Origin of the sequence: Idiomarina baltica OS145, from assembly GCF_000152885.1 — a bacterium.
Taxonomy (GTDB): domain Bacteria; phylum Pseudomonadota; class Gammaproteobacteria; order Enterobacterales; family Alteromonadaceae; genus Idiomarina; species Idiomarina baltica.
Window position 1 is genome coordinate 127,092 of the sequence record NZ_CH672406.1, and the last position, 20,720, is coordinate 147,811.

Here is a 20,720-nt window from a genome sequence, read left to right on the forward strand (position 1 = left end):
TATATTCCTTGAATTATTGTTGTTGGCGTGACCTTAGAGTGACCTTCATTTTTTTCAATACGAATCACCGTAAACAACTTATATAAACACCAAAATAACAAAACACGCAAAATTTTCGAAGTGAGCGAGCCTCGTATTTTCGGCATTCCTCATACTGATGAGCAACGTAGAGGCTAGTCACTATTTGAAGTAGACCAAGAGTCAGAAATGTCTGCTGCTCGCTCATTGCTGACGTTCAGCTTTGTGCCAAGAGCGGACCGTGGTATCAGCTGACCTTGCCGCTTCAATTAACTTACGCGAGTACCGTAGTGGGAGTTATTTTGACGCGATAAATATCGCTAGTTTGTTCGATACTCACGCTCCAGTTCATGACTTTAGCGATGCGTTTTACTAAATACTGACCATGACCCAAGCCCTGATAGTAAGGACGCTCTGAGGACTCCCCCAAACTATTTTCAAAAACAATCGCCCCACCATCACTTTGATGAACCCTGAGACCGCTAGCATCGCCATGGTAAAAACCATTGCTTATCAGGTTCTGACACAACAAACTGATTAAATTTTGATTGCCGTATACTCTAAGTCGGGGTGGAAGGTCGACATGACAGTCAAAAACAAGGTCCGGGTGCACACGATGAATTCCTAAAATGGCCTCCTCTAGCAGCGGCACAAAACTCAATTCAGTAAAGTTGAGGTTTTCCTTGCGAGCCAGAGCAAGTAACACATTGATTGTTTGTTGGAGCTCACTCGTTGCATGCTGCAAAAGCTTCATCGTGTCAGGTGGTAGGGCGTCATCACGAATGAGTGTCAGAGTGTTTTTGATTAACGTAATCGGTGTACGTAATTCATGGCTAACGTCGCGCGTAAAGTCTTTTTCACGTTGCAAAGCGCTCTGCAATTCAGAGTAAGTGTAATAAAAAGCATCCGCTAACTGACCAATTTCGTCCTCACGAGATAAACGTTTAATCGACGCGTCAGCATTGTCACGTTGCCGAAGAACCTGCTCCGTCAGGTTGCGAATGGGCTGAGCTATTCGGTTCGCGATAATCCAAGTAGCAAGCAAAGCCAATACGATAGCAGCCAGCGCCAAACTCGTGTTAAATAAATTTAACACGCCATTAAATCTGGAAAAAGGTAAGGCTTCGGTTGCATCTAACAGTTTCCATACCGGGGCTCCTTGCGCGTCTTTGGTTGCGTAGCTATAAACCGTCTGCTCTACGCATTCATAGACAGTTATGTTCGTATCATGGAGTAAAGACGTTGAGTTGCACGCTGGCAAATCTACTTCGGAATACACTGTCGTTATCATTCCGGGTGGGTCAGTCTCTAACAAGACTGACGCTGTAACGGCTTCAGATGTGGTGATCGCGAGATAGCTCAGGCGCATGTAGACGAAGCTAATGATGAGAACCAAAACGCCAAATGAGATGAATAACTTGGCTCTTATGCTATTAGCCCTCATCTTAATCCAGTCCTTTAAGTTGGTAGCCCACATTACTGATGGTAAACAGAAGCTGTCGCCCGCTCACATGCTCTAACACCTTACGCAAAGAATAGATATGGGACTTCAATGCATTACTTTCAGGTGGATCTGCGCCCCAAATAGCACTTATCAGGTTGGAGCGACTCACTGGATAAGGATGGGCAACGAGCAACTCGCTCAAAAGCTTTAAGCCGATGCCGGTCAGTGGTATTGGTGTCTGCTGCCAGTGTGCGGTCATCGCACGCATATCGACTCGCAAACCACCTTCGATTAATAAGCTGTCCCGGTGGAGTTCGGGGCGTCGAGAGAGCGCCTCGCAGCGCAGTGCTAGTTCACGTAAATCATATGGTTTCGTCAGGTAATCATCGGCACCATGACCAAAGCCTTTGGCTTTATCTTCAAAGGCATCACGCGCAGTTACCATTAATATGGGCTGATTGCGTTGGGCTTGTTCTTTGATAGCCTGACAGACGGCTAGGCCATCTGTGTCAGGAAGATTCAAATCAAGTAAGATTACGTTAAATTGCGCGTTTAATGCTAGTTTTATTCCTAACTGTCCAGAGGAGGCAAAATCCACGTTCCAACCCAACCCTTCGAGAAAGTCGACGACCTGTCTGGCAATCGCTAAGTTATCCTCGATAAGTAAAATTGAACGTTCTTTGGGCATGGTGTGCTCCTCTTAAAGACTTTCTTATTATGAGCCTTCGGCGGCAAGATTCAAAATAGCATTCGCTATCTCTTCTGGATACTCACTATGAATCGAGTGACCCCATTTGTCGGAACGAATATGCTGACCAGCCCGAATTAAACTAAATAGCTCGTTATGCATTTGCATCCATAATTCTTTGCCAGCTTTAGTCTCCTCAATAAACATTGGCTCAGGATGAATCTGCGTCGAGGTATAAAGTGTCACACGCAGATCAGCAGGTAACGGTATCAAGTTTTCATCAGTGCTATCGAGTTCTTGCATGAGCACCTTATAGTGCGGCAATAGATGCGAGGGCATGTATTTTGCCATCACCTTGTCATCGCGCGCGACGCGCTCAGAATCCAGTTTTCGATAACGCACGCGTTGAACTTTAACTGTTGGTTCAATAAGCACCACGCCAAGTACCTGCGAGCTAGCCTCGCGCATAGCTTCGGTCACAATTAAACCTCCGTAGGAGTGCCCTACCACAATAACTTGACGCTGTTCACTCTCACGGTGAATCTTTTTGATTAATGAACTAACGTCTTGCTGAATAGTTGTCGGCTGAGTGTTTGCAGAGGCCAGGCTAAGGCGAGTTGGATTGATGACTTTGATATTGGCCGGTAGCTGTTCGATGACTGGGTTCCAAACTTCTCCGTCGATACCGAACCCAGATTCAAAGATAACAGTTACTTCTTCTGCCGCAACCGAGTAAGTCGGGATTAGTAAAAACAAACAATAAATAATTTTATGTAGACGCATGAGTCGCTCCTTTATGTAATTTCAAATGAAATTATCAGAGCAAAGGTGAAATAGCGGTGAAAAAAGATCGCTACTATCTGGTAAAGCCGAATATTAGTAGTCGCATTTTCCTGCTGAAAACACAGAGGCTAGAGCTATTACTTAGTATGCGGCAGGTCAGAGCAAACCCAACGTCGGCTCATCGCTCTTTGCTGACCTTCGGATTTGAGCCAACAGCGGACATTAACGCCGTGTTAAGGGGCGCAGGCACGCAATACAAATGTGACTGCATTACGCCTTAACCACTAAACAAACTGCAAACCAAAAATGCCACGCGTACCAAGTCCCTCTTTAACGCTTTGTTAGCTTTGCTTCCGAAGTAACGCAGACTCATATTCTCCCCTCGGAATGTATTCCGCGCTGCAATGATGGCAACTGAAGATATCTAGATTTCTAATCACTTCTTCTGCTATAACAATATCTCTGTTGCATAGTTGTGACGTCTCCCCCAAAAATAGGACCATGACATCGATGAGATTTCCATTAAAATGGGTCAAGTGGAGATCTCGATATGAAAAAACGTTACAGCGAAGAACAAATAATCAAAGCCATCAAAGAGCATGAGGCCGGTGCAAAAGTTGACGAAATTTGTCGTCGCATGGGCATTTCCAGCGGCACGTTTTATAACTGGCGTAGTAAATACGCCGGAATGGAAGTGAATGAGGCCAAGCGTTTAAAAGAGCTTGAGTCTGAGAATAGCAAGCTTAAAAAGCTACTGGCGGAGAAAATTCTTGAGACAGAAGCCTTAAAGGACGTTGTCTCAAAAAAGTGGTGAAGCCCGCCAGCAAGAAGCGTGTCGTAGAGCACTTAATCTCTGCGTATAAGCTAAGCGAGCGTCTTGCGTGCAAGTTGGTCGGGCTGAGCCGAACAGCGTACCGATATAAGCCAAAGCAACGAGATGACGAGCGGGTAACAACTCGCCTAAAGGAGCTTGCCGTGGAATATCCACGGTATGGCTATTTACTGCTGCATGGGCTGCTTAAGCGCGAGGGGCTTGTAAAGAATAAGAAGCGAACCTATCGCCTTTATACCGAACAAGGGCTTCAGGTTCGGACCAAGAAACGTAAAAAGCTGAGACGACCGCGTGTCGTTATGGATGCACCGCAGCGTGTTAATGAGCGATGGTCGATGGACTTTGTGTCTGACCAGCTGGCAAGTGCCCGACGTTTCAGAGTCTTGAACGTTGTCGATGACTTTAGCCGGGAAATGGTTGGGCAACTTGTCTCAGTATCGATTTCAGGACAGCAAGTATCGCGCTTTTTGTCTCAGCTTATCGAGGAGCGCAGAAAGCCAGAGCATATTGTCTGCGATAATGGCACCGAATTTACCAGTAAAGCCATGTTTTTCTGGAGCAAAAGCAACGATGTAAGGTTGAGTTTTATTCAGCCAGGAAAACCAACACAGAACGCTTTTGTTGAGAGTTTGAATGGTAAGTTTAGGAATGAATGTCTGGATCAGAACTGGTTTAGAACGCTCGACGAAGCGAGGTATGAAATAGAGCAATGGCAGCGTCATTACAATTACGAACGTCCGCATAGCTCGTTAAATTATCTACCGCCTGTGGAGTTTGCAAAACAGGTAGCTTAAAACTGAAATTTCATCGATAAGATGGTGTTAGTTCAGGGGAAAGGTCAGTTGGCATTTAACGTCATAAGTATTGCAGCTCAGCTTAATTTCTTGTTTTACGATATTTGCCTTCACAGTAAGCAATGCGCCACATCGAAAATTACTACATTTCCGAGTTTCTCCGTCTCGTACATTTTTTAAAGAAAATGCTATATCTTGTTGACATGCCGGACATTGTTTAATGTCTATATTTTTATAATTTATCAATATGTTACTTCTTACATATTGCTTGAGTTGTTCAGCAATATCACGTAAATCTTTCTGTATGTCTCGATGCGTTGCCTCAATAGCTTTCTGAGGTTCAACCAAATGCAAAAAGTTGCCGAGTTTATTGTAAATCTTGTTCAACCACCGCACTGGAGGGAGTTTTTGTTCTCCCAAAAATAACCAACCAGACTCAGGTGGTTTACTAGAATGCGACAAATTTACTTCGACTACGCAGTCGGAGGCGGAAAGCTTATCCAATTCAACCAACATTTTTAGTGCTTTTGTAGGTTGCCATTTATTTACGATAGTGTTTGGTAAACACTCGACGCCATGAAGCAATTTCTGATAAACAATAGCCTCAATACAAAACCGTAATTCTAAGCAAGCATATACATGTTCAACTGAGTTATCAGATTCAATCAGGTTCAATGCTCTCTGTAGATGCTTGTCTTTATTGTATGTATGAAATACTGACATATTACTCCTAAAAGCTAACGCCCGCGTAATAGTTGCAAGCTTGCGAGCGTCCTAATTGACGCGTTTGTTAGCACTTTAGGGCCTCGCGCATCGATTTGATAAAACCTTGATGCAATAAAAAGACTTCAGAGGCCATTTCATTTACTGCTTTTACATCGTTATCAACCCATTCGGGCCAATCCAAATTACCTCGGACTCGATCTGGAACGACGCTTTGAAAGCCTCCAGATGTCGGAGCGGATTTCTTTGCTATCAACCAACTAAATTCATGGCACTTATTCCATAGCTCTTTGCGGATAGACTCTAGCTCTGGGTTTATAAAACTTTTCTCCGGGCAATTCCATTCATCAACAAACTTATCAATATCTCTCAAGGAGTCTAGGTTAAAGGAGTTTCCGAAATCATGAGTTTCTAGAAGATAAGCTGACCGAGAACCGGAAGGGAATATTTCTAGAAATTCTTTAAATAACGCCTCATCTACTTCGCTTACTTTCTCAGCCTTCACCCTGTCTTGAATGTCGTTCTGATGCCGCAACCATTTCGAAAATACGTTATGCAATAACGCTGAAATAATAAGGGAAAAGCCAAGCCAATAATCTGCTGTGCTAGACCCCATTTCAGATAAGGTAATAGCAGTCCCTGCGTTGAGATTAAAGGATTCAATAATCCAGTTGTATACCACCAACTTGAATGGTGTAGGTGTGAGTATTATCCCAGCTCCTAAGGTTACGACATACCAAGTCACCTTGTTGTAGAAATCTGGGAAGAGCCACTTTTTCCCGTATTTTATTATGAACTCTTTTACTTCTTCTTTCGTGAACATGGAATCTCATTTATGTATTGAGTGCTAACGCCCCGCAATAAGCGGCGCGAAGAACGAGTTCCCGGCAACCGCAGGGAGCGCACTTGATTGCATGGTTATGTGATGTCACCGGCAATGTGACGAATGTACAGCTCTATGCATTCGCATTTACCTGTTGAAGTACCAGTTGTCTAAGCTCTGATTCATCGCCCTTGATTCCTAGTTCAATGCTTTTATGATACGACTTAATTTCTGGATCAAAACTGATAATTTTTTCAAACAGGTAAGATAGCTGTTCTTCTAGGAGCCTTCGACCTATACGACCGTTACCATCTACAAATGGGTGGATCATTTCAAAATAAATGTGAAATCGTGAAACAAATTCAATCTTGTCTTTTCTGCCATATGCTTTTACCTTAGCTACCTTTTTATTCCAGTCCCTGATGATGTCAGACAAAGTCAGGTTAACCTCTTCTGCCGGCAGAAGATTGGTAATGTTTTCTTTCTCGGAGACTAGCGTTGTGCCCCCGGTACTATCATCAATTTTGTAACATTTAATATAAACTTTATTTTCTCTAAGCTCTCCCGGTCTTCCGGGAGTACCTTGCAGTAAGGCACGGTGATTATCTAGAAGCGACCTTATTGAGAGCTTCCCGTTACTACCCAGAAACGAACAAGCCTTCATTTGCTTATTTAGGTAGGAAAGCCGGTGATCAAATGATGGGCTAACAACCTCAATTTTCCGATCTATTAGATGCTTTTTGATCAATGACCAAAGCCAAAGATGAATATTCCCCAGCCATCCCAAAAAAATGGGAATTATGATAGCTACTAAAGCTATCCAATTGTCGGTTGTAAACTTTTCAATTGTAGCCATATTGACCTAGTCACATAACGCCTCAAACACCGGCGGAACGTAGCGACGTCCGCGTGCTTTGATTTGTTAGCGTTTTACTCATTTTCAACACCTGAATGAGCAATCCTATGAGAGAATCCTGGATAAGATTTATCGAGGTCATCCAATATAGAATTTACCAACAGGCAAGCATCTGAAATTGTATCAGGCAGGCTTTGTTGCTTCGGATAGCGATGGAGTCTGTGAAGTGGGTTTCCGCATGTTTCGAAGCAGGATTCTCGAACCGGTCCCCATGTTCCATGTGAGTACCCAGAAGTCCATGAATAGTGCGCGTCGTAAGCATCTTTTACCCCTGCTTTTTCACTAATTTTCCTGAGATCTAAGCCGCTCCAGCTTCCTAGCTCGATGTTTAGAAACTCTTCCCAAAGGTCCTCACCGGCTATTGCCTCAATGGTGCTCTGGTTAATGTGCTTGGGCGGGTCCATTAGCTCATCAAACCGCAAGGCATTTAATTTCGCTTGCCCCGCCCCATAAGCACGCCATTTCTTCCATAATTCAGGATCATCTTTATACAACAAATATCTCAGTGAAATATGAGCTTCTAGGATTGTTCTGAGACCAAGCCTTCCCAGAATACCGGTTCCAATACCTATACCTAGCATTTCGTCGAGGACTTTTACTACATAAAGTGCCAAACCAAATACAGCATCGTGCCTTGCGTCAATAGCGGTTGTAGAGTGTGTGTGTGACCAGTGTGACTCGATTTCATTAAGGAGCGACGTTATATCAGCCCGAGAGACAGAAGGTGCTTCTGCAATTGTTGGTTCTTTTTCTTCCATAAGGGCTAAACAAGGTGAATTTCTCCACGCTTCGTCCCAGAAAGCGTTTGGCCACGTCAAGTCTTTTTCTACAAGTGGGTTTTCAGCCATTTCGGAAGCTCGAATGGATGGTCGTATTTTTCTTAGATCACCTTCATACGGATAGCCAAACCATTCCTCTGCCATTTCTCGTGGCACATGAAATTTCCCCGAAATTACCTGCGCCATTAACTTTAGCCAGCGACAGTCCGTAGCCTCTTGAGACTGATGCGGCAGATTGAAACCCACGGCATCCATCAAAATAGATATATCGGGTTCTTCTTTAGGTAATAAATTAACCCATGTTTCCCTTGCGGGTAAGTTTTCAAATAGACTTAAAACTACTAACGCTGATGCGGTGGTTTTGTTTTCTAAGATAAATCCTATGAATTGCTCTCTTAACGCATCAGGGAGCTTTGAAATTCCAGTTAAAGAAATATCTGAGAGCTGATCTTTTTCACCATGCTCACCAATAAATGAAAGTATTCTTCGGAATTCCTTAATAGCGTAATCTTGGTCATCAATCACCCGAATGATGGCAGCCCAAATCATTTCGGGAAGTCTCTCATTAGACCAAGACGAAAAAGTAACCTTATCAGCCACTACCGCAAAACCAGACTGTAGCTGCTTCCCAACTTTTTTGTGATCTTGAAGAGAAGTCCTATTTTTACCACTACGTGACTTCTTTTTCTTGTTTTTACTTTTTGGCATTTAATTTCAATCCATGTTGAAGTCCGACTCAGAAAGCTAACATTTGTATATTGTGCTTGCGCACTTTATAATTCGTTCAATTGATAAGTGCCGACTTTTAACTTATTGATCTAACCAAGATTCCGACCTTGAAACAGTCTGAATAAGCGAAAGTAATTTGAGCATGCTCAATTAGAGTCTGACGGGCGCACAATATTCATTTTTCTTTATGTCTTTGACAGTAAACGACTTAAATACACAAAACAATAACAAAATTCGCAATATTGCATAGATAAATTTGCTGTGTCTGATTCGCATCCAATAAGCGCATACCCTGAAACATATAAAAGTGTAGTTCTCAGGGTTTGAATGACTAGCAAACTGGTTGTTTGGTGCTATTAGAGAACTTTACCGTAGCGTTCGCGCGCTCGTCGTGTGCATTGCTTTGTTAAATGATTGGTGGACTAGTTTTTGTCCATCCTCGTCGACCTCCCATATTTCGACGTCCTCTGGTATCAAGTGCCCATAAGTTCGAACATAGTATTCTGCTAAGGTCTCTCGTCGTTTCTCACTCATGTCTCTGAGGACAAGAAGAATCTTTCGGTATCCTTTGGGCGCTACCAAGAAGTAGTACATCGCTTCATTCCACACCGTGAGCTTCGCGCTTGGAACATTATCGTTCGGAGCAGTCCACTTGTGGCACTTACATTCGACGATAATCTTTTGCTTGTCACAGCCAAGATCGAAAGCATGCAATTTTTTGTTGTCCCCAACACCTACTGGGAGTTTCAGTTCACCCTGAAGCTCAATACCTTTTGAAGCGAATACCTTAAGCGCGACAGATTCGAAGTGTTTTCCTACTTGAGTGTTTGAAACCGATCCAACACGCTGGTGCGGCTTATTCATTTGAACTTGGAACCTCGCCTGTTTCAACCAATCTTATAAATTCTTGTTGGTTTAAACACTGTGCTCCTTGCGCCTCAGCCTTTTCAATTTTCTTTGGGCCGGCATTAGCACCGCCTACAAGGTAATCGAGTTTTTTCGTTACTGATGCGACTACCTTAAAGCGGTTATCGTGTGCCAAGTTGCTCAGGTAATCTTTATCGGAGATACCGAAGCCGGTAAAGCAAACCTGAAGTCTGTTATCTTTAGCTTTATTGCTGCGGATTGAATAAATTAGCCTCCAAGCCTCTGCATCAGTGAGACCGCCAATGTCATCAAAGCTTAGATCCGATTTTGACATCAATATCATCGTTGGTTTTTCGCTAGCCATACTTTCCCCTTCCAGAATTTAACGCTTGGCTTTCCATGAGGAGGTCTCGTAAAGCCTGATTATTAGTTGACACATTTGTCTATCGCAACGAACTGAGTTCATTACTCTATGAACCGAACTGAACTTCTGCTGCTCGCTCACAGCAGCCCCCAATAATTAACCCGCTCTAAAAAATAGCCTATTAATTCCGTTCAAGTCTTACTCTCCCTAGCAAACTGACATAGCTAATAAGCGCCGCTACGATTAGCCAGAACAATACAATAACCGACCAAACAATCGGCGATGCTTGGCTGACACCAAACTCTCCCCAAGTGAGCTGGCTGGAGTCAAATAACGAGCCAATGCCTAGGTACTGAAGTGGAATATTTGCCCATAGCAATGCCGAAAAAATAAAGGGGAAAATATCGAGTTTAGCTAACAGCATGAGTTTTAAAAATAGCGGCGGCAGATTTAAAACGATACCTATTTTTATTGTTCTAGAGAGAAGCTTTTTCATTAATTTTCCTTAGTGAAAACGATTTAATCGCAAGGAACAATGATTGTCTGTTCCTCGACGCTCTTATAATTCACAACTAAACATTCTAAAGTCCATTTATTGAGCTTTTTAGATGCGTATAGAGCAACCTTGGCCTCGCCTTTAGGACCCTCAACAGGGTATGCCAAACTCGCGGTTCCATCTGGACCGCTTGTCGTTATACTGCCGATGATAAAACCACTGTCTAATGGGCTGCCTATGCGACTTTGAACTTCTTTGGAATCGCTTACTTGAGCAAACGACACTTTGTAGGCATCGGAATTTTTAAATAAAGCGTTGATACCGAATACACTGATAACACAGAATACAACTATTATTCCAGTGAAAATGAAACCGGCATTCCTCCATTTTCGTTGGACTTGCTTAAAGTGTTCAGCACTTTGCCATTCCCTGTGGCGCCATGCCCATTCATTACCTTTTAGACCAAGTGCTATGAGCATCACTATATTAACGCCTGGCACAAAAACCCAAAACGCTCTATAAGTGTCATTTCCGATTCCCCAAATCCAACTGAGGAGAAATGCCCCCCAATTCCATCCTCGTATTTCTACAGGCAATTGTGAGTTGCTCACTTGAGAGTACGTATTTTGACCATTACTGCTTTTTTTATCACTCATATTGATACGCCTAATCCCGTCCCAAAATTCTTAAAATACGCAGGAATAAATTAATAATATCCATATAAAGCGCCGCTGCGCTATCAATCGCGTTATCAACGGTTTTAGGTATCTGGCACGCCCTGCCCCAGTCGTAGCCAATGTAGCCGCAGAATATCAGTGCCACGACCCAGTCAAGTACTTCGTGGTGCACGCCAAATATAAACACTTCGATAAGCTCTACGACAATCACAAGCAAGAGCGCTACGGTGAGTGCACCGGAAATCTTTTTGAAGAAGGCAGGAAACAACGCGCCTAAGCACATCATACCTATAGTGACCATACCCGTTACTCGGATGGCTTCAGCCACGACGTCGGGATCATATTGACTCACAACAAGGTTAACGATTAAGCCAAAAGGAACAACCACAAAGTTATAGCCAATAAAGCTCACCCATGGTTTGCTTGATTTGTTAAACAAGTAAACGCCATAAAAGCACGATGCAAAGTAACCTAGAAAAAACAGCCACGGGTTAATATTAGAAATCGATTCTGTTTCGATATGGGTCACCATCCACCAATTTATGATGAAGCCCCAGCATAGCGTTAAACCGATAATTAAATGGTATCTAGCGTCACTGATAATCGGACAGGTCGTGCTTTTTCTATCAAATACATCACTTTCCATTTTGCTTCCTTTAATTCACCGGGAAAATCGAGCAACCGCGTTTGTCGGTAAGTTCCATGCTTCGGCGCCTATGTAGGGGTTTACATCGATGCGTTGAATCATAAATTTTTACATGTCACTATACATATTAACCGATAAATAATAACAGAACTAAGGGGAATTTATGACAGGCGAAAGCGAACAAACAGATCAATACGTGCCTTCGGGATTTGGATGCTATACGTACGCCCTAAAGAATTACGCTAAATTTACGGGCCGAGCACGCCGCCGTGAATATTGGATGTTCATTTTATTTAACTTTGTGATTGGCTTTTTCCTAGGGATAATCGATGGCTTGCTAGGCACTTATAATGCGGAGGCGCAAGTTGGTTTATTGGGTGCATTGTATGGCTTATTTGTATTAATACCCTCAATAGCGCTTGGCGTTCGCCGTTTGCACGACATCGGCAGAACGGGTTGGTGGCTGCTTATTAGTTTTATTCCGTTTATTGGCGCAATCGTCTTATTGGTTTTCTTTGTGTTAGACAGCAGAGAAGAAGGCTCCAAATACGGACCACCTCGCAAATAATGCTGCTCAGCAGCATCACTTGCTTGAGTCACCACTCCGCTAATTGCTGGATATCTTTAATTCTATCCCGCTGTAGCGCCAACGCTTCAAATACATCATCAAAGCTTTGGTTGTGGTGGCTTAAATTGGGGAGTGCCAGGTTGGCTTGGGTAAAAAATTCACTTTTATTTATCTGCCAGCCCTGCTGCCACCACGTCAGAATCAATTCTCGTGCGGTGCTCAATCGTTCGCGACTGGGTAGTCTATCTAGTTTCTCTAAGTTGACCTTGGCCTGGCTGGGCAACAGGTTCCAAAGGTCATTATTGGGCCATCGGGCAAAGGGAAACGCATGATCAACAGCATAGCGTTTGGGTCTAATCGGTTTACCGGACCAACAACAATGCACCTTATCCTCTGCTAGCAATGTGTTGATGCGTTGACGCACCCGTGTTGTGGTTCGTGTGTCGTCTTTCCAGTCGAGCGCTACTAAATAATCGCTTCGGTTAAATGCCTTTTGCTTATTCGGCGCATAACTTGCCATGAGCGCCGCCCATTCATTCACCAGCGCAGGTTCAATCCAAACGCTGAAACGCGTTAATGAATCCCAAATGTGCTTGGGCACATAAAAGGTACCCAACGCGCTTAAAAACGGTAAATCTAAGGTGAGGTTTCGCTTTGGCTTTTGCGTGCGATTCAGCTCAACTGCAAACACAGCATTACCCGAGCCCGGGATGGTGGTGTATTTGGCGGGCATGTTTTTAATCGTTGAAGCAATATCTTTTAAGGCGCGGTACAAGGGCTGTACAATAGCCTCATCGCTATACTGAGCGCCAATCGTAAAATCCCCTGCACTGCGATCGCTGAGCAATTGCCAGCCGTGGGGTTTAACAAAGCCGAGCCCTTTACCGCTATTAGTGCTTTGATGCATGCCATAATGATCGACTAAGGGCTTATACAGTTTTAGCCAATACAACGCCACCAACCCAACGGGGAGTGCGATGTGGTCGTCTGTTTGATCTAGCACAGCGCCGGGATGACCTTCGGCAATGCGGAGCAGGCTTCGAAGCAACGCGACTTTATACGTTGATGTTTTATTGTCATTTACAACAATATTGCGGAGTAGCGGAAACGCCCCCGTGCCGTCATCGGGCAGCGTCAGCATGACAGTCTGCCAACTCACATCATCGCGGCCTAATTCATCGGTTTGTTGTTCAGGAGTCAGTAATTGAAACGTTAGACCGTAACGGCTTGCCAGTTGCGCCAGCTCATCCGCCGAAACAGGATACATCGTGCGTTCGTCGTGACAGGCACCGTGACGTAACGAAATCACCAACTTACCGTTGGGCTTTAATAAGCTACTTAATTTGCGCAGGCTGCGCTCGCGGGTCGATGATGGGATATGCATCCACACCGCACTGAGTAGGATCAGGTCAAATTTGGTGTGCAGCGCAAAGACTTTATTTAAATCGGGCAGGCTGTCGGCTATCCAACGTACGGCACTATTGACGGTATATTGCTGCGCGACTTCGCGGATCCCGTGCGCGGGCTCTACCGCGACGACATTTAAGCCGCGTGCAGCCAAATAGCGCGCATCACGCCCTGAACCCGCCCCAACATCAAGCACCATGCCCTGCTCTGGCAACGCATGTAGCCAGTCTTTATGAACCGACTCAAACGGTACGCGATTATAATTGTCAGCGAGTGACTCAGCATGTTTGGAATAGTATGCGATGTTTTCGGACATGGTTTCTGCGCTTATTATTATTGTTTATTGCGAAGCCATGTCTGTTAACGCCAAGCGATTAGAACGAGCGCTTGGCGGTCAACAAATACGGCGTAAACAATAATAATGCGACAATGCTGACAAATAAACCCGAATGTGAACTTGTTGTTAAACCCGTGAGCAAGCCGTAATACGCCACATCAAATATCAAATAGCTGGCAAAAAGCGTTTTAAACCAGGGGCTATTACGCCAAACACCGATAATCAACGCCAACTGTAGTGGTACAAACAGGATGAGTTTCCAACTCCAGGTCGCGATAAATACGCTCGACAGACTACTTGCCTGTTCACGTAGAGGCCCTAACAACGCCTCTTGATAGTTCCGCGCGTATTGTAGGTCGAACATTATCCAGTAGAAAAAGGCAACGGTGTACGCGATATTTAACAATAAATACAGCGAGACCGACTTTTTAGGGGTATTTGCTTTTACAGACTTAGATTGTGGTTCGACTGCTGCGCGTGTTGCGACAACAACCACCGCCACTAGATATAAAACCTCAGTCGCTATGTACAGACCCCCAGCAAATACACCGGCGTTCTTTTCACGGGCAAATGAATAATAGGTACTTGAGATATCGTCCGTTATGCCAACGGCGTGCAAAAGACTGCTAAACATGAGTTCAGCGTTATACAAAAAATCAGAAACCCAATGCATGAGGTACACAACCCAGTCGGCTGCGTAGAGCGTCGCACCAACGCCAACAGCCACAGCCATACCTAACAAAGCAAACATACCAAGCGGCGGAATAAGGCGACCTGAGAGGGTCATGTGCATAGCAATCATATTTTGAATGTCTTTTAAGTTATTGTTTTGGCGAACTATACAGAGATCGGTTAGTTTTAACAAATTGACTTAATACCGCGCGTAATATTGGAGCCATGATGAGCAACCTAGCCAAATCTTTAGAGAGTGAGTGTAAAGCGATATCGGGGTGTGATGCGTTAAAACGCATTATCGATCCGCGGGGACGTGATATCGGTGGGTTTGAAGTGAAGCGTATTTTGCCATCGCGCGGCATGAAATCAGTGGGACCATGGGTGTTTTTTGATCATATGGGGCCTGCGGACTTCGCCAAGGATGAAGGCATTGACGTGCGCCCTCACCCACATATTGGTTTGGCAACGGTTACTTATTTGTTTGAGGGAGAGCTGCAGCACAAGGATTCACTCGGCACCGATGTCACTGTCAAGCCAGGTGACATTAATTTGATGGTCGCAGGTCATGGCATCGTACATTCTGAGCGCCAATCGCCGGAAGTCAAACAGCAGCCCCACCGCGCGCACGGGTTGCAACTATGGCTCGCGCTGCCCGAGACCGACGAACAATGCGATCCCAGCTTTCACCACTACGACAAAGCCGAACTCCCCTCAGCAGATATCACAGGCGGCAATGCGAAAATATTGATGGGTGAGGCCTATGGCAAGACCTCACCGGTCAAGACATTCTCAAACACACTCTATATCGAGGTTAATTTAGCAGCGGGCGAAACCTTCGCTTTACCCAAAGCACAAGAGCTTGCGGTCTACGTTGTTAAAGGCTCAGTACAAGTGAATAAAGCTGAACTCGCTGAACACCATATGGGTGTATTTGGTGATACGACGGGTGTCGCGCTAACGACGCTGGCTGACAGCCACCTTGTACTCGTCGGCGGCGACGCCATTGGCACACGGTATATGTATTGGAACTTTGTGGCGAGTAACAAAGAGCTGATTGAAGCAGCCAAAGCACGTTGGCAGCAACAGGCGTTCCCAAAAGTCCCCGGCGATGCCGAGGATTTTGTGCCTTTGCCTTGAATCTCACTGCGAACACCTTAAAATTACATGCTCCTATGTATAAAAGAATAAAAAATGTTTGATAATTTTAAGCGCTGTTCATTTTTACTTGCTGGTGTCTTAGCCGTAACGGGTTGTTCGACTACTCAACCAGCGCCGCAAAATACCGCTGTTCCCTCTGCTGAATTCAGCCTCAAGGTGCCACGTTACGGTCACGCTGCAGTCGCCGACGAATTTGCCCTATATCGGACGACGTCACACTGCCGCCGTAGTATTTAACGACAGCATTTATGTGATTGGCGGCAACACAGGTAGCCGAGGTCCGTTTCTAGACACAGTACAAGTGTTTGATATGGCGGTTGAGTAATTTTGATCTTTTTCATGATTTATCTCGTGTACAAATAATAGACACTTGTAAAAAGATTGAGGTAAACCATGAGCCATACATTAAAAGTAAACGATGTTACCGAAGTCACTCACAACGTGAGACGGATTCGATTAGAAAAGCCGGACGATTATAATTTCACCCCAGGACAAGCCACCGAGGTCGCGATTGATAAAGAAGGCTGGCGCGATGAGAAACGCCCGTTTACTTTCACATCGCTCAATAGCGATCCGTGGCTCGAGTTTGTGATTAAGGTTTATCCCGATCACGACGGTGTGACCGAACAAATTGGTCAACTCCAGCAAGGCGATTCGCTGATTATCGAAGACCCTTGGGGTGCCATTGAATACAAAGGCGAAGGCACATTTATCGCAGGCGGTGCAGGTGTTACGCCATTTATAGCGATTTTCCGCGATTTGGCACGCAAAGGTGAAATTGGCAATAACCGACTTATCTTCTCGAACAACAGCGAAAAGGACATTATTTTGAAAGAGGAGTTCGAGCAAATACTCGGTGATCAATTCATCAATGTCATCACGCACAAAAAACCAAACGGCAATCACCTGTTTATCGATGGGCACATCGATAAAGCCTTTCTAAACGAGCATATCAACAATTTTAACCAGCACTTTTACGTGTGCGGCCCCGATGCCTTCAACGACGGCATAATGGACGCATTGAAAGAGCTAGGCGCCGACCCCGACGCCTTGGTGTTTGAGAAGTAGCTTGCGCCTTTGGCGCAAGTCCAAAACCCGTAACTTGCCCCTCTGGCCTGTATATTTCGCCCACGACCCGTAACTTGCGCCTTTGGCCTGTATATTTCGCCCTCGACCCGTAACTTGCGCCTTTGGCGCAAGTCCCTAATCAATATAACTCCTCAAATAAATCCACGAAATCTTGTCATTTTTTACCCCCATCCGCATGGGGGTTGAACCGACATCACCATGTTGTAGCGTGTAAATGAGTTCGTCGGCAAAAATGACTCTCGGTTGACCCAACTCACTTATGACCGCTGGTACGGGTTTACACAGATAATTCTGGAATGGTGAATTAATCTCGCAGCTCTCGATAAACAGGCGTTTGATAAAGGTTTTTTGCTTTACCTCTACAAGTTCAATGATAAGACCGTCGTAAACCAGCGTAATAACAGTGTTCTTTACATCACTTTCATGACGATTCTCTTTTTGCCATTCAAACCGCTCTTCAGGCTCCCCCAATCGATTCACAATCTCAGCCTCGGTGCTACCAAAGGTATCGATATACTCGAAAACACCGTAAGGTAACGAGTCAGATTTATATCCAGCTGAAACGTTAACTATCCGATCGGGTACCGTCTTTGGGTAAAGGTGTTCTGTCTTAAGGTACTGCTGAGCAGTTACGCCCGATGCAGCGATAACCGATACGCTTAATAAGGCGCTCATGAGCAATGGTTTCAGTTTGCTATGCATATTATCGTCTCCTTTGATGGGCCTTGTAGCTTGCGCCCTTTTAAAGTTCAGTAGCTTGCGCCTTTTTAAAGTTCAGTAGCTTGCGCCCTTTTAAAATTCAGTAGCTTGCGCCTTTGGCGCAAGTTGCAAACAGATATGTCTGAACTGTATTTTTAGAAGGTGTAGCGGAAGCTGAACGAGAAAACATCTGCACTATCAAATTGTTCGTACATCGCTTCTATTGATGCGTTCTTGCCTAACTTGTATGAAGCGCCGGTACCAATGCCTGTTTCCCAGTCATCATTACTGAACGACGCACCACTACCACTGGCTGAAACCTCTAGACGACCATATGAAGGCTGTACGAAAATGCCAAACGAGTCGTTAATATTGTACTGACCGCGCAAGCTTGCGATTACAAAGTTATCAACTTCAACGTCCACGCCATAAGCGGAATCATCGCCAATACCAAAACCAACGCGCAGCTCTGGCATGAAGATAAAGTTACCGCGATCGAACGTATAACCTAGTCCACCGTGCAGCGCGCCTAAGCTCAAGCTTTCTGACGAGTCAATATCATCTTGGAAACTCGTAAAACCACCTGAAACAGACCAGTCCGCATTGGCACTCATTGAGGCCGTTAACAGCAAACAGCAACCCAATGTTTTAATTAAAGCTTTCATTTTTATTTTCCTACTCCGTTTTGTCTAAACGCCTAGAGTTGACCATTTATTTAAATAAAGTTCATTTTTGTTAGAATGTTTATAACATATTTATATATTTTTTGTCAGTAAGGTAGCTCACGCCTTTGGCCCGTAGCTTGCGCCTTCGGCGCAAGAAAAACGATTTAAAACCTACATCCTCCAGCCCTGAGCCCATTTTTCTTCGTTTTTTAGTTCACGCCAATCAATCGCATATTCGTTTTTTGAAAGCACTGATTCGATTAAACACGAAATGACATGCCCTTCTTCATCGTACTCCACTTCTGATACCAGAAAATGCTTCTCTCGATTTATCGGCTTTACGGCGGTCCATTTGCTATTGTGAAGCTTGGCGGGATTAATCTGATTCATGTTGGCTCCGTGATAATTCAGTTGTCTTGCGCCAAAGGCGCGACCGACTAAAAATTAATATTTAACACCACATCTAAGCTTTATTTTTGTTAACACTTTAATATATGTATCGTCTTTAATAAGATACATAGGTTTTGTACTTGTGCCAAAGGCGCAAGCTACACTCTTGATAAGGTCAATCACGCTCATGATTGACTTTCTAAAAACACGGAGACAATTAATGAATAAATCGCTTTTGGCATTAGCCCTGCTAACCGTATCGGGTACGGCTATGGCTCAATCACCACAATGGAATAAAATCGAGGTTTCATACCTAGATGCAACGGTTGATGTCGGTGCGAGTGAACCGTCATTCGACGGGCTGGGATTAAGTGGAAGTGCTGTTATTACCGATAACTGGATAGTGTTTACGGATTACAAAACAATTGATGCAGAGGCTAATGGCGCGAATGCTGATTTAGAGTTCTTATCGGCGGGCGCTGGCGCATTTAAACGTGTAACGGATACCACCGACATCTACACGACCATCTCTGTTGAACGCTTAGATATATCTGGCTCGGCTGCGGCTTTATCTGTATCTGACGATGATATAGGTTACGGCATTGGTATCGGTGTGCGTTCTATGCTAATTCCTTTATTAGAAGTCGGCGCTAAGATTGATTATGTTGATATTGATGATACCGACGTATTCCGTGCTCAAGCGAATGCGTTCTATCACTTTACTAAAAATCTATCTGCTGGCATTGGGTATGAAACTTATCGCCCAAGCGATGTTGATTTAGACATCGATACCGTGAGCGTGTCTTTCCGATATACATTTTAACCAGCAAACTAAAAACGGTATGGCGTTTTTGCTTGCGTCAAAGGCGCAAGCTACGCGTTTTGGGAATGGATGGTGGGAATAATGAATAAAAATACTTTTATACCTGTTGGGCTTGGCGTGCTTATCATGGTATCAACCAGCTATGCACAGACTGAACCCGAGAAAAATGTTAAAGCTTATAGCTGTGATGACTGCAACTATAGCGAAGCGGAAAACTTGGTCAAAGAGAAAGTCCCACCGCCTGTGGAGTGTCATTCTAAACCCAGTAGCTCAGATAACTCGACTGATACTCGGGTTTGCTATAGTACGCCGGTCTACGCCGCTGTATTGAACGAGTCGAGTGGTAAAGTCTGGGGCATTAAGCTAAGCCATAGCCATCAGGGTGAACGACCCGAACTTATGGAGCTACAGACCTCACCCTATGAGCACCCTCAATTTGTCAATGATGCGATTCGTAGCGGATATGAATATACCGACAGCCTGATAGCTCACACGGAAAAAATCGCCAACAACATAAGTCGAACCTTCGAGACATCAAAGGAATTTAACGATTGGATCGACGGCAAAGCGGAACCTGAAACCGACGAAATAGCCGATTCAAATCAATTAGATGATACTTTATGTGCCCACGACAATTCGCAATACCAAGCTGTAAAGGCGCTAACTAGCGGTGAATTTGAAAGCAACCTACAAGCAACCGTAAACGAGCAATTTGCTAACTTCTCTGGAACATCGCAGGACTTCTTTAATGACCTCGACTTTTCCACCCTTAGCTCGCGTTTGGCAGAACTGGACTACAATTTCACACTGAGTTCCAGTGATAAAAATAATACAAAAAACGTCAGCTTTGAATTTTCAGGCAGCAAAGATTTTCCGAGCAAGAACCCACCGTCGAAGTTAACTTATACGCTAATACCCAAGCAGTCTCACATCGACGTCTCTTTGAATCCGAGTCTCACACATATTGGTGGATACTATTGGTCGGTGTTAGCTAAACCAGAAGTCAACAAAGCCGAGTTGCCACCCTGTACGCAAGTCGCACTAAAGGACCACCATTTAATGAATTAATGTCTGCGTGAAACGGGGTTGTTATGATTTTCCTTGCGCCAAAGGCGCAAGCTACGCGTGTATGCGTGCTATCACGAAATTAAAGGTATGGGGATTAATATTTGGAGTGTGTTCTTGCGCTGAAAGCGCAAGCTACACGATTTGGAATTGGTGCCCGGGGCCGAAGTTAAAATAAAGTACTAAATATATGATTTTAAAGAAAATAAAAAATGAAAAGTGAATCTGTAGCACCACATATAGCACCACAGATTTAAAGCATTAA

The 20,720-nt window shown here is 44.4% G+C and carries 25 protein-coding genes; 8 read left to right on the top strand and 17 right to left on the bottom strand.

All coding sequences use genetic code 11. The annotated features are described in order from the left end of the window. Nucleotides 1-292 precede the first annotated feature (292 nt). Genes OS145_RS08120 through OS145_RS08130 form a run of 3 tightly spaced genes read right to left on the bottom strand, consistent with a single transcriptional unit; the run spans nt 293 to nt 2,933 of the window. On the bottom strand, nt 293-1,462 hold the full coding sequence (locus OS145_RS08120) for a sensor histidine kinase (protein ID WP_040487958.1): 1,170 nt from the start codon (nt 1,460-1,462) through the stop codon (nt 293-295). A gap of 1 nt (nt 1,463) precedes the next feature. Then, a complete protein-coding gene (locus OS145_RS08125) occupies nt 1,464-2,150 on the bottom strand; it encodes a response regulator transcription factor (RefSeq protein ID WP_006955876.1) in 687 nt (228 codons plus the stop codon). A 27-nt stretch (nt 2,151-2,177) separates the two neighbouring features. Beyond that, nucleotides 2,178-2,933 carry an alpha/beta fold hydrolase gene (locus tag OS145_RS08130; RefSeq protein ID WP_006955877.1) on the bottom strand — a complete coding sequence of 252 codons (756 nt, stop codon included), beginning with the start codon at nt 2,931-2,933 and terminating at the stop codon, nt 2,178-2,180. A gap of 550 nt (nt 2,934-3,483) precedes the next feature. Between OS145_RS08130 and OS145_RS08140 the strand changes: the two genes are divergently transcribed. Further along, nucleotides 3,484-4,559 (top strand): IS3-like element ISIba1 family transposase gene (locus tag OS145_RS08140; protein ID WP_242603663.1). Its coding sequence is split into 2 segments (ribosomal slippage): nt 3,484-3,733 and nt 3,733-4,559, totalling 1,077 coding nucleotides; the frame shifts between segments, so codons are not numbered across the junction. A 27-nt stretch (nt 4,560-4,586) separates the two neighbouring features. On the opposite strand, the gene OS145_RS08145 is transcribed toward OS145_RS08140, so the two are convergent. The 9 genes from OS145_RS08145 to OS145_RS08185 all read right to left on the bottom strand — a co-directional run bounded on the left by OS145_RS08145 (nt 4,587) and on the right by OS145_RS08185 (nt 11,579). Next, nucleotides 4,587-5,282: a hypothetical protein gene (locus OS145_RS08145; protein WP_006955879.1), complete on the bottom strand. Its 696-nt coding sequence runs from the start codon at nt 5,280-5,282 to the stop codon at nt 4,587-4,589. Nucleotides 5,283-5,349: 67 nt separating this feature from the next. Next, nucleotides 5,350-6,105, bottom strand: a complete 756-nt coding sequence (locus OS145_RS08150; protein ID WP_006955880.1) for a hypothetical protein — start codon at nt 6,103-6,105, stop codon at nt 5,350-5,352. 133 nt (nt 6,106-6,238) lie between these two features. Next, nucleotides 6,239-6,961, bottom strand: a complete 723-nt coding sequence (locus tag OS145_RS08155; RefSeq protein ID WP_006955881.1) for a Fic family protein — start codon at nt 6,959-6,961, stop codon at nt 6,239-6,241. A gap of 74 nt (nt 6,962-7,035) precedes the next feature. Then, nucleotides 7,036-8,508 carry a DUF5677 domain-containing protein gene (locus OS145_RS08160; RefSeq protein WP_006955882.1) on the bottom strand — a complete coding sequence of 491 codons (1,473 nt, stop codon included), beginning with the start codon at nt 8,506-8,508 and terminating at the stop codon, nt 7,036-7,038. Between the two features lie 387 nt (nt 8,509-8,895). Continuing rightward, entirely contained in the window at nt 8,896-9,393 is a 498-nt protein-coding gene (locus tag OS145_RS08165; RefSeq protein WP_006955883.1) for a hypothetical protein, read from the bottom strand. Continuing rightward, nucleotides 9,386-9,760 (bottom strand): BRCT domain-containing protein, encoded by a 375-nt coding sequence (locus OS145_RS08170; protein ID WP_006955884.1) that lies wholly within the window; start codon nt 9,758-9,760, stop codon nt 9,386-9,388. Before OS145_RS08170 ends, OS145_RS08165 begins: the two co-directional genes overlap by 8 nt. Nucleotides 9,761-9,941: 181 nt before the next feature. Next, nucleotides 9,942-10,256 (bottom strand): hypothetical protein, encoded by a 315-nt coding sequence (locus OS145_RS08175; protein ID WP_006955885.1) that lies wholly within the window; start codon nt 10,254-10,256, stop codon nt 9,942-9,944. Between the two features lie 23 nt (nt 10,257-10,279). Continuing rightward, on the bottom strand, nt 10,280-10,912 hold the full coding sequence (locus OS145_RS08180; protein ID WP_006955886.1) for a cytochrome c oxidase assembly factor Coa1 family protein: 633 nt from the start codon (nt 10,910-10,912) through the stop codon (nt 10,280-10,282). A 10-nt stretch (nt 10,913-10,922) separates the two neighbouring features. Then, nucleotides 10,923-11,579 carry a Bax inhibitor-1 family protein gene (locus tag OS145_RS08185; protein ID WP_006955887.1) on the bottom strand — a complete coding sequence of 219 codons (657 nt, stop codon included), beginning with the start codon at nt 11,577-11,579 and terminating at the stop codon, nt 10,923-10,925. 163 nt (nt 11,580-11,742) lie between these two features. Between OS145_RS08185 and OS145_RS08190 the strand changes: the two genes are divergently transcribed. Further along, on the top strand, nt 11,743-12,147 hold the full coding sequence (locus OS145_RS08190; RefSeq protein WP_006955888.1) for a DUF805 domain-containing protein: 405 nt from the start codon (nt 11,743-11,745) through the stop codon (nt 12,145-12,147). A gap of 28 nt (nt 12,148-12,175) precedes the next feature. Here OS145_RS08190 and OS145_RS08195 read toward each other — a convergent pair whose 3' ends face one another. After that, on the bottom strand, nt 12,176-13,870 hold the full coding sequence (locus OS145_RS08195; RefSeq protein WP_006955889.1) for a class I SAM-dependent methyltransferase: 1,695 nt from the start codon (nt 13,868-13,870) through the stop codon (nt 12,176-12,178). Nucleotides 13,871-13,928: 58 nt separating this feature from the next. Beyond that, nucleotides 13,929-14,693: a hypothetical protein gene (locus OS145_RS08200; protein WP_006955890.1), complete on the bottom strand. Its 765-nt coding sequence runs from the start codon at nt 14,691-14,693 to the stop codon at nt 13,929-13,931. Nucleotides 14,694-14,788: 95 nt separating this feature from the next. On the opposite strand from OS145_RS08200, the gene OS145_RS08205 reads away from it, so the two are divergent. The 4 genes from OS145_RS08205 (at nt 14,789) to OS145_RS08215 (ending at nt 16,792) form a co-directional block, all read left to right on the top strand. Then, on the top strand, nt 14,789-15,703 hold the full coding sequence (locus tag OS145_RS08205; protein WP_242603664.1) for a pirin family protein: 915 nt from the start codon (nt 14,789-14,791) through the stop codon (nt 15,701-15,703). A 54-nt stretch (nt 15,704-15,757) separates the two neighbouring features. Further along, nucleotides 15,758-15,961, top strand: a complete 204-nt coding sequence (locus tag OS145_RS13430) for a hypothetical protein (RefSeq protein WP_006955894.1) — start codon at nt 15,758-15,760, stop codon at nt 15,959-15,961. A 13-nt stretch (nt 15,962-15,974) separates the two neighbouring features. Beyond that, on the top strand, nt 15,975-16,049 hold the full coding sequence (locus tag OS145_RS13740; RefSeq protein WP_423202008.1) for a hypothetical protein: 75 nt from the start codon (nt 15,975-15,977) through the stop codon (nt 16,047-16,049). A 68-nt stretch (nt 16,050-16,117) separates the two neighbouring features. Beyond that, nucleotides 16,118-16,792 carry an FAD-binding oxidoreductase gene (locus tag OS145_RS08215; RefSeq protein WP_006955896.1) on the top strand — a complete coding sequence of 225 codons (675 nt, stop codon included), beginning with the start codon at nt 16,118-16,120 and terminating at the stop codon, nt 16,790-16,792. A gap of 135 nt (nt 16,793-16,927) precedes the next feature. On the opposite strand, the gene OS145_RS08220 is transcribed toward OS145_RS08215, so the two are convergent. The 3 genes from OS145_RS08220 to OS145_RS08230 form a co-directional block, all read right to left on the bottom strand. Beyond that, nucleotides 16,928-17,515 carry a hypothetical protein gene (locus tag OS145_RS08220; RefSeq protein WP_006955898.1) on the bottom strand — a complete coding sequence of 196 codons (588 nt, stop codon included), beginning with the start codon at nt 17,513-17,515 and terminating at the stop codon, nt 16,928-16,930. A gap of 152 nt (nt 17,516-17,667) precedes the next feature. Further along, nucleotides 17,668-18,177 carry an outer membrane beta-barrel protein gene (locus tag OS145_RS08225; protein WP_006955900.1) on the bottom strand — a complete coding sequence of 170 codons (510 nt, stop codon included), beginning with the start codon at nt 18,175-18,177 and terminating at the stop codon, nt 17,668-17,670. 171 nt (nt 18,178-18,348) lie between these two features. Continuing rightward, nucleotides 18,349-18,567, bottom strand: a complete 219-nt coding sequence (locus OS145_RS08230) for a TIGR02450 family Trp-rich protein (RefSeq protein WP_006955902.1) — start codon at nt 18,565-18,567, stop codon at nt 18,349-18,351. A gap of 220 nt (nt 18,568-18,787) precedes the next feature. On the opposite strand from OS145_RS08230, the gene OS145_RS08235 reads away from it, so the two are divergent. Together OS145_RS08235 and OS145_RS08240 are read left to right on the top strand one after the other, a co-directional pair. Beyond that, the gene (locus OS145_RS08235; protein WP_006955903.1) at nt 18,788-19,390 is read left to right on the top strand and encodes an outer membrane beta-barrel protein; all 603 of its coding nucleotides are present in this window, start codon (nt 18,788-18,790) and stop codon (nt 19,388-19,390) included. 81 nt (nt 19,391-19,471) lie between these two features. Then, on the top strand, nt 19,472-20,458 hold the full coding sequence (locus OS145_RS08240; protein WP_006955905.1) for a hypothetical protein: 987 nt from the start codon (nt 19,472-19,474) through the stop codon (nt 20,456-20,458). Nucleotides 20,459-20,720: the final 262 nt, after the last annotated feature.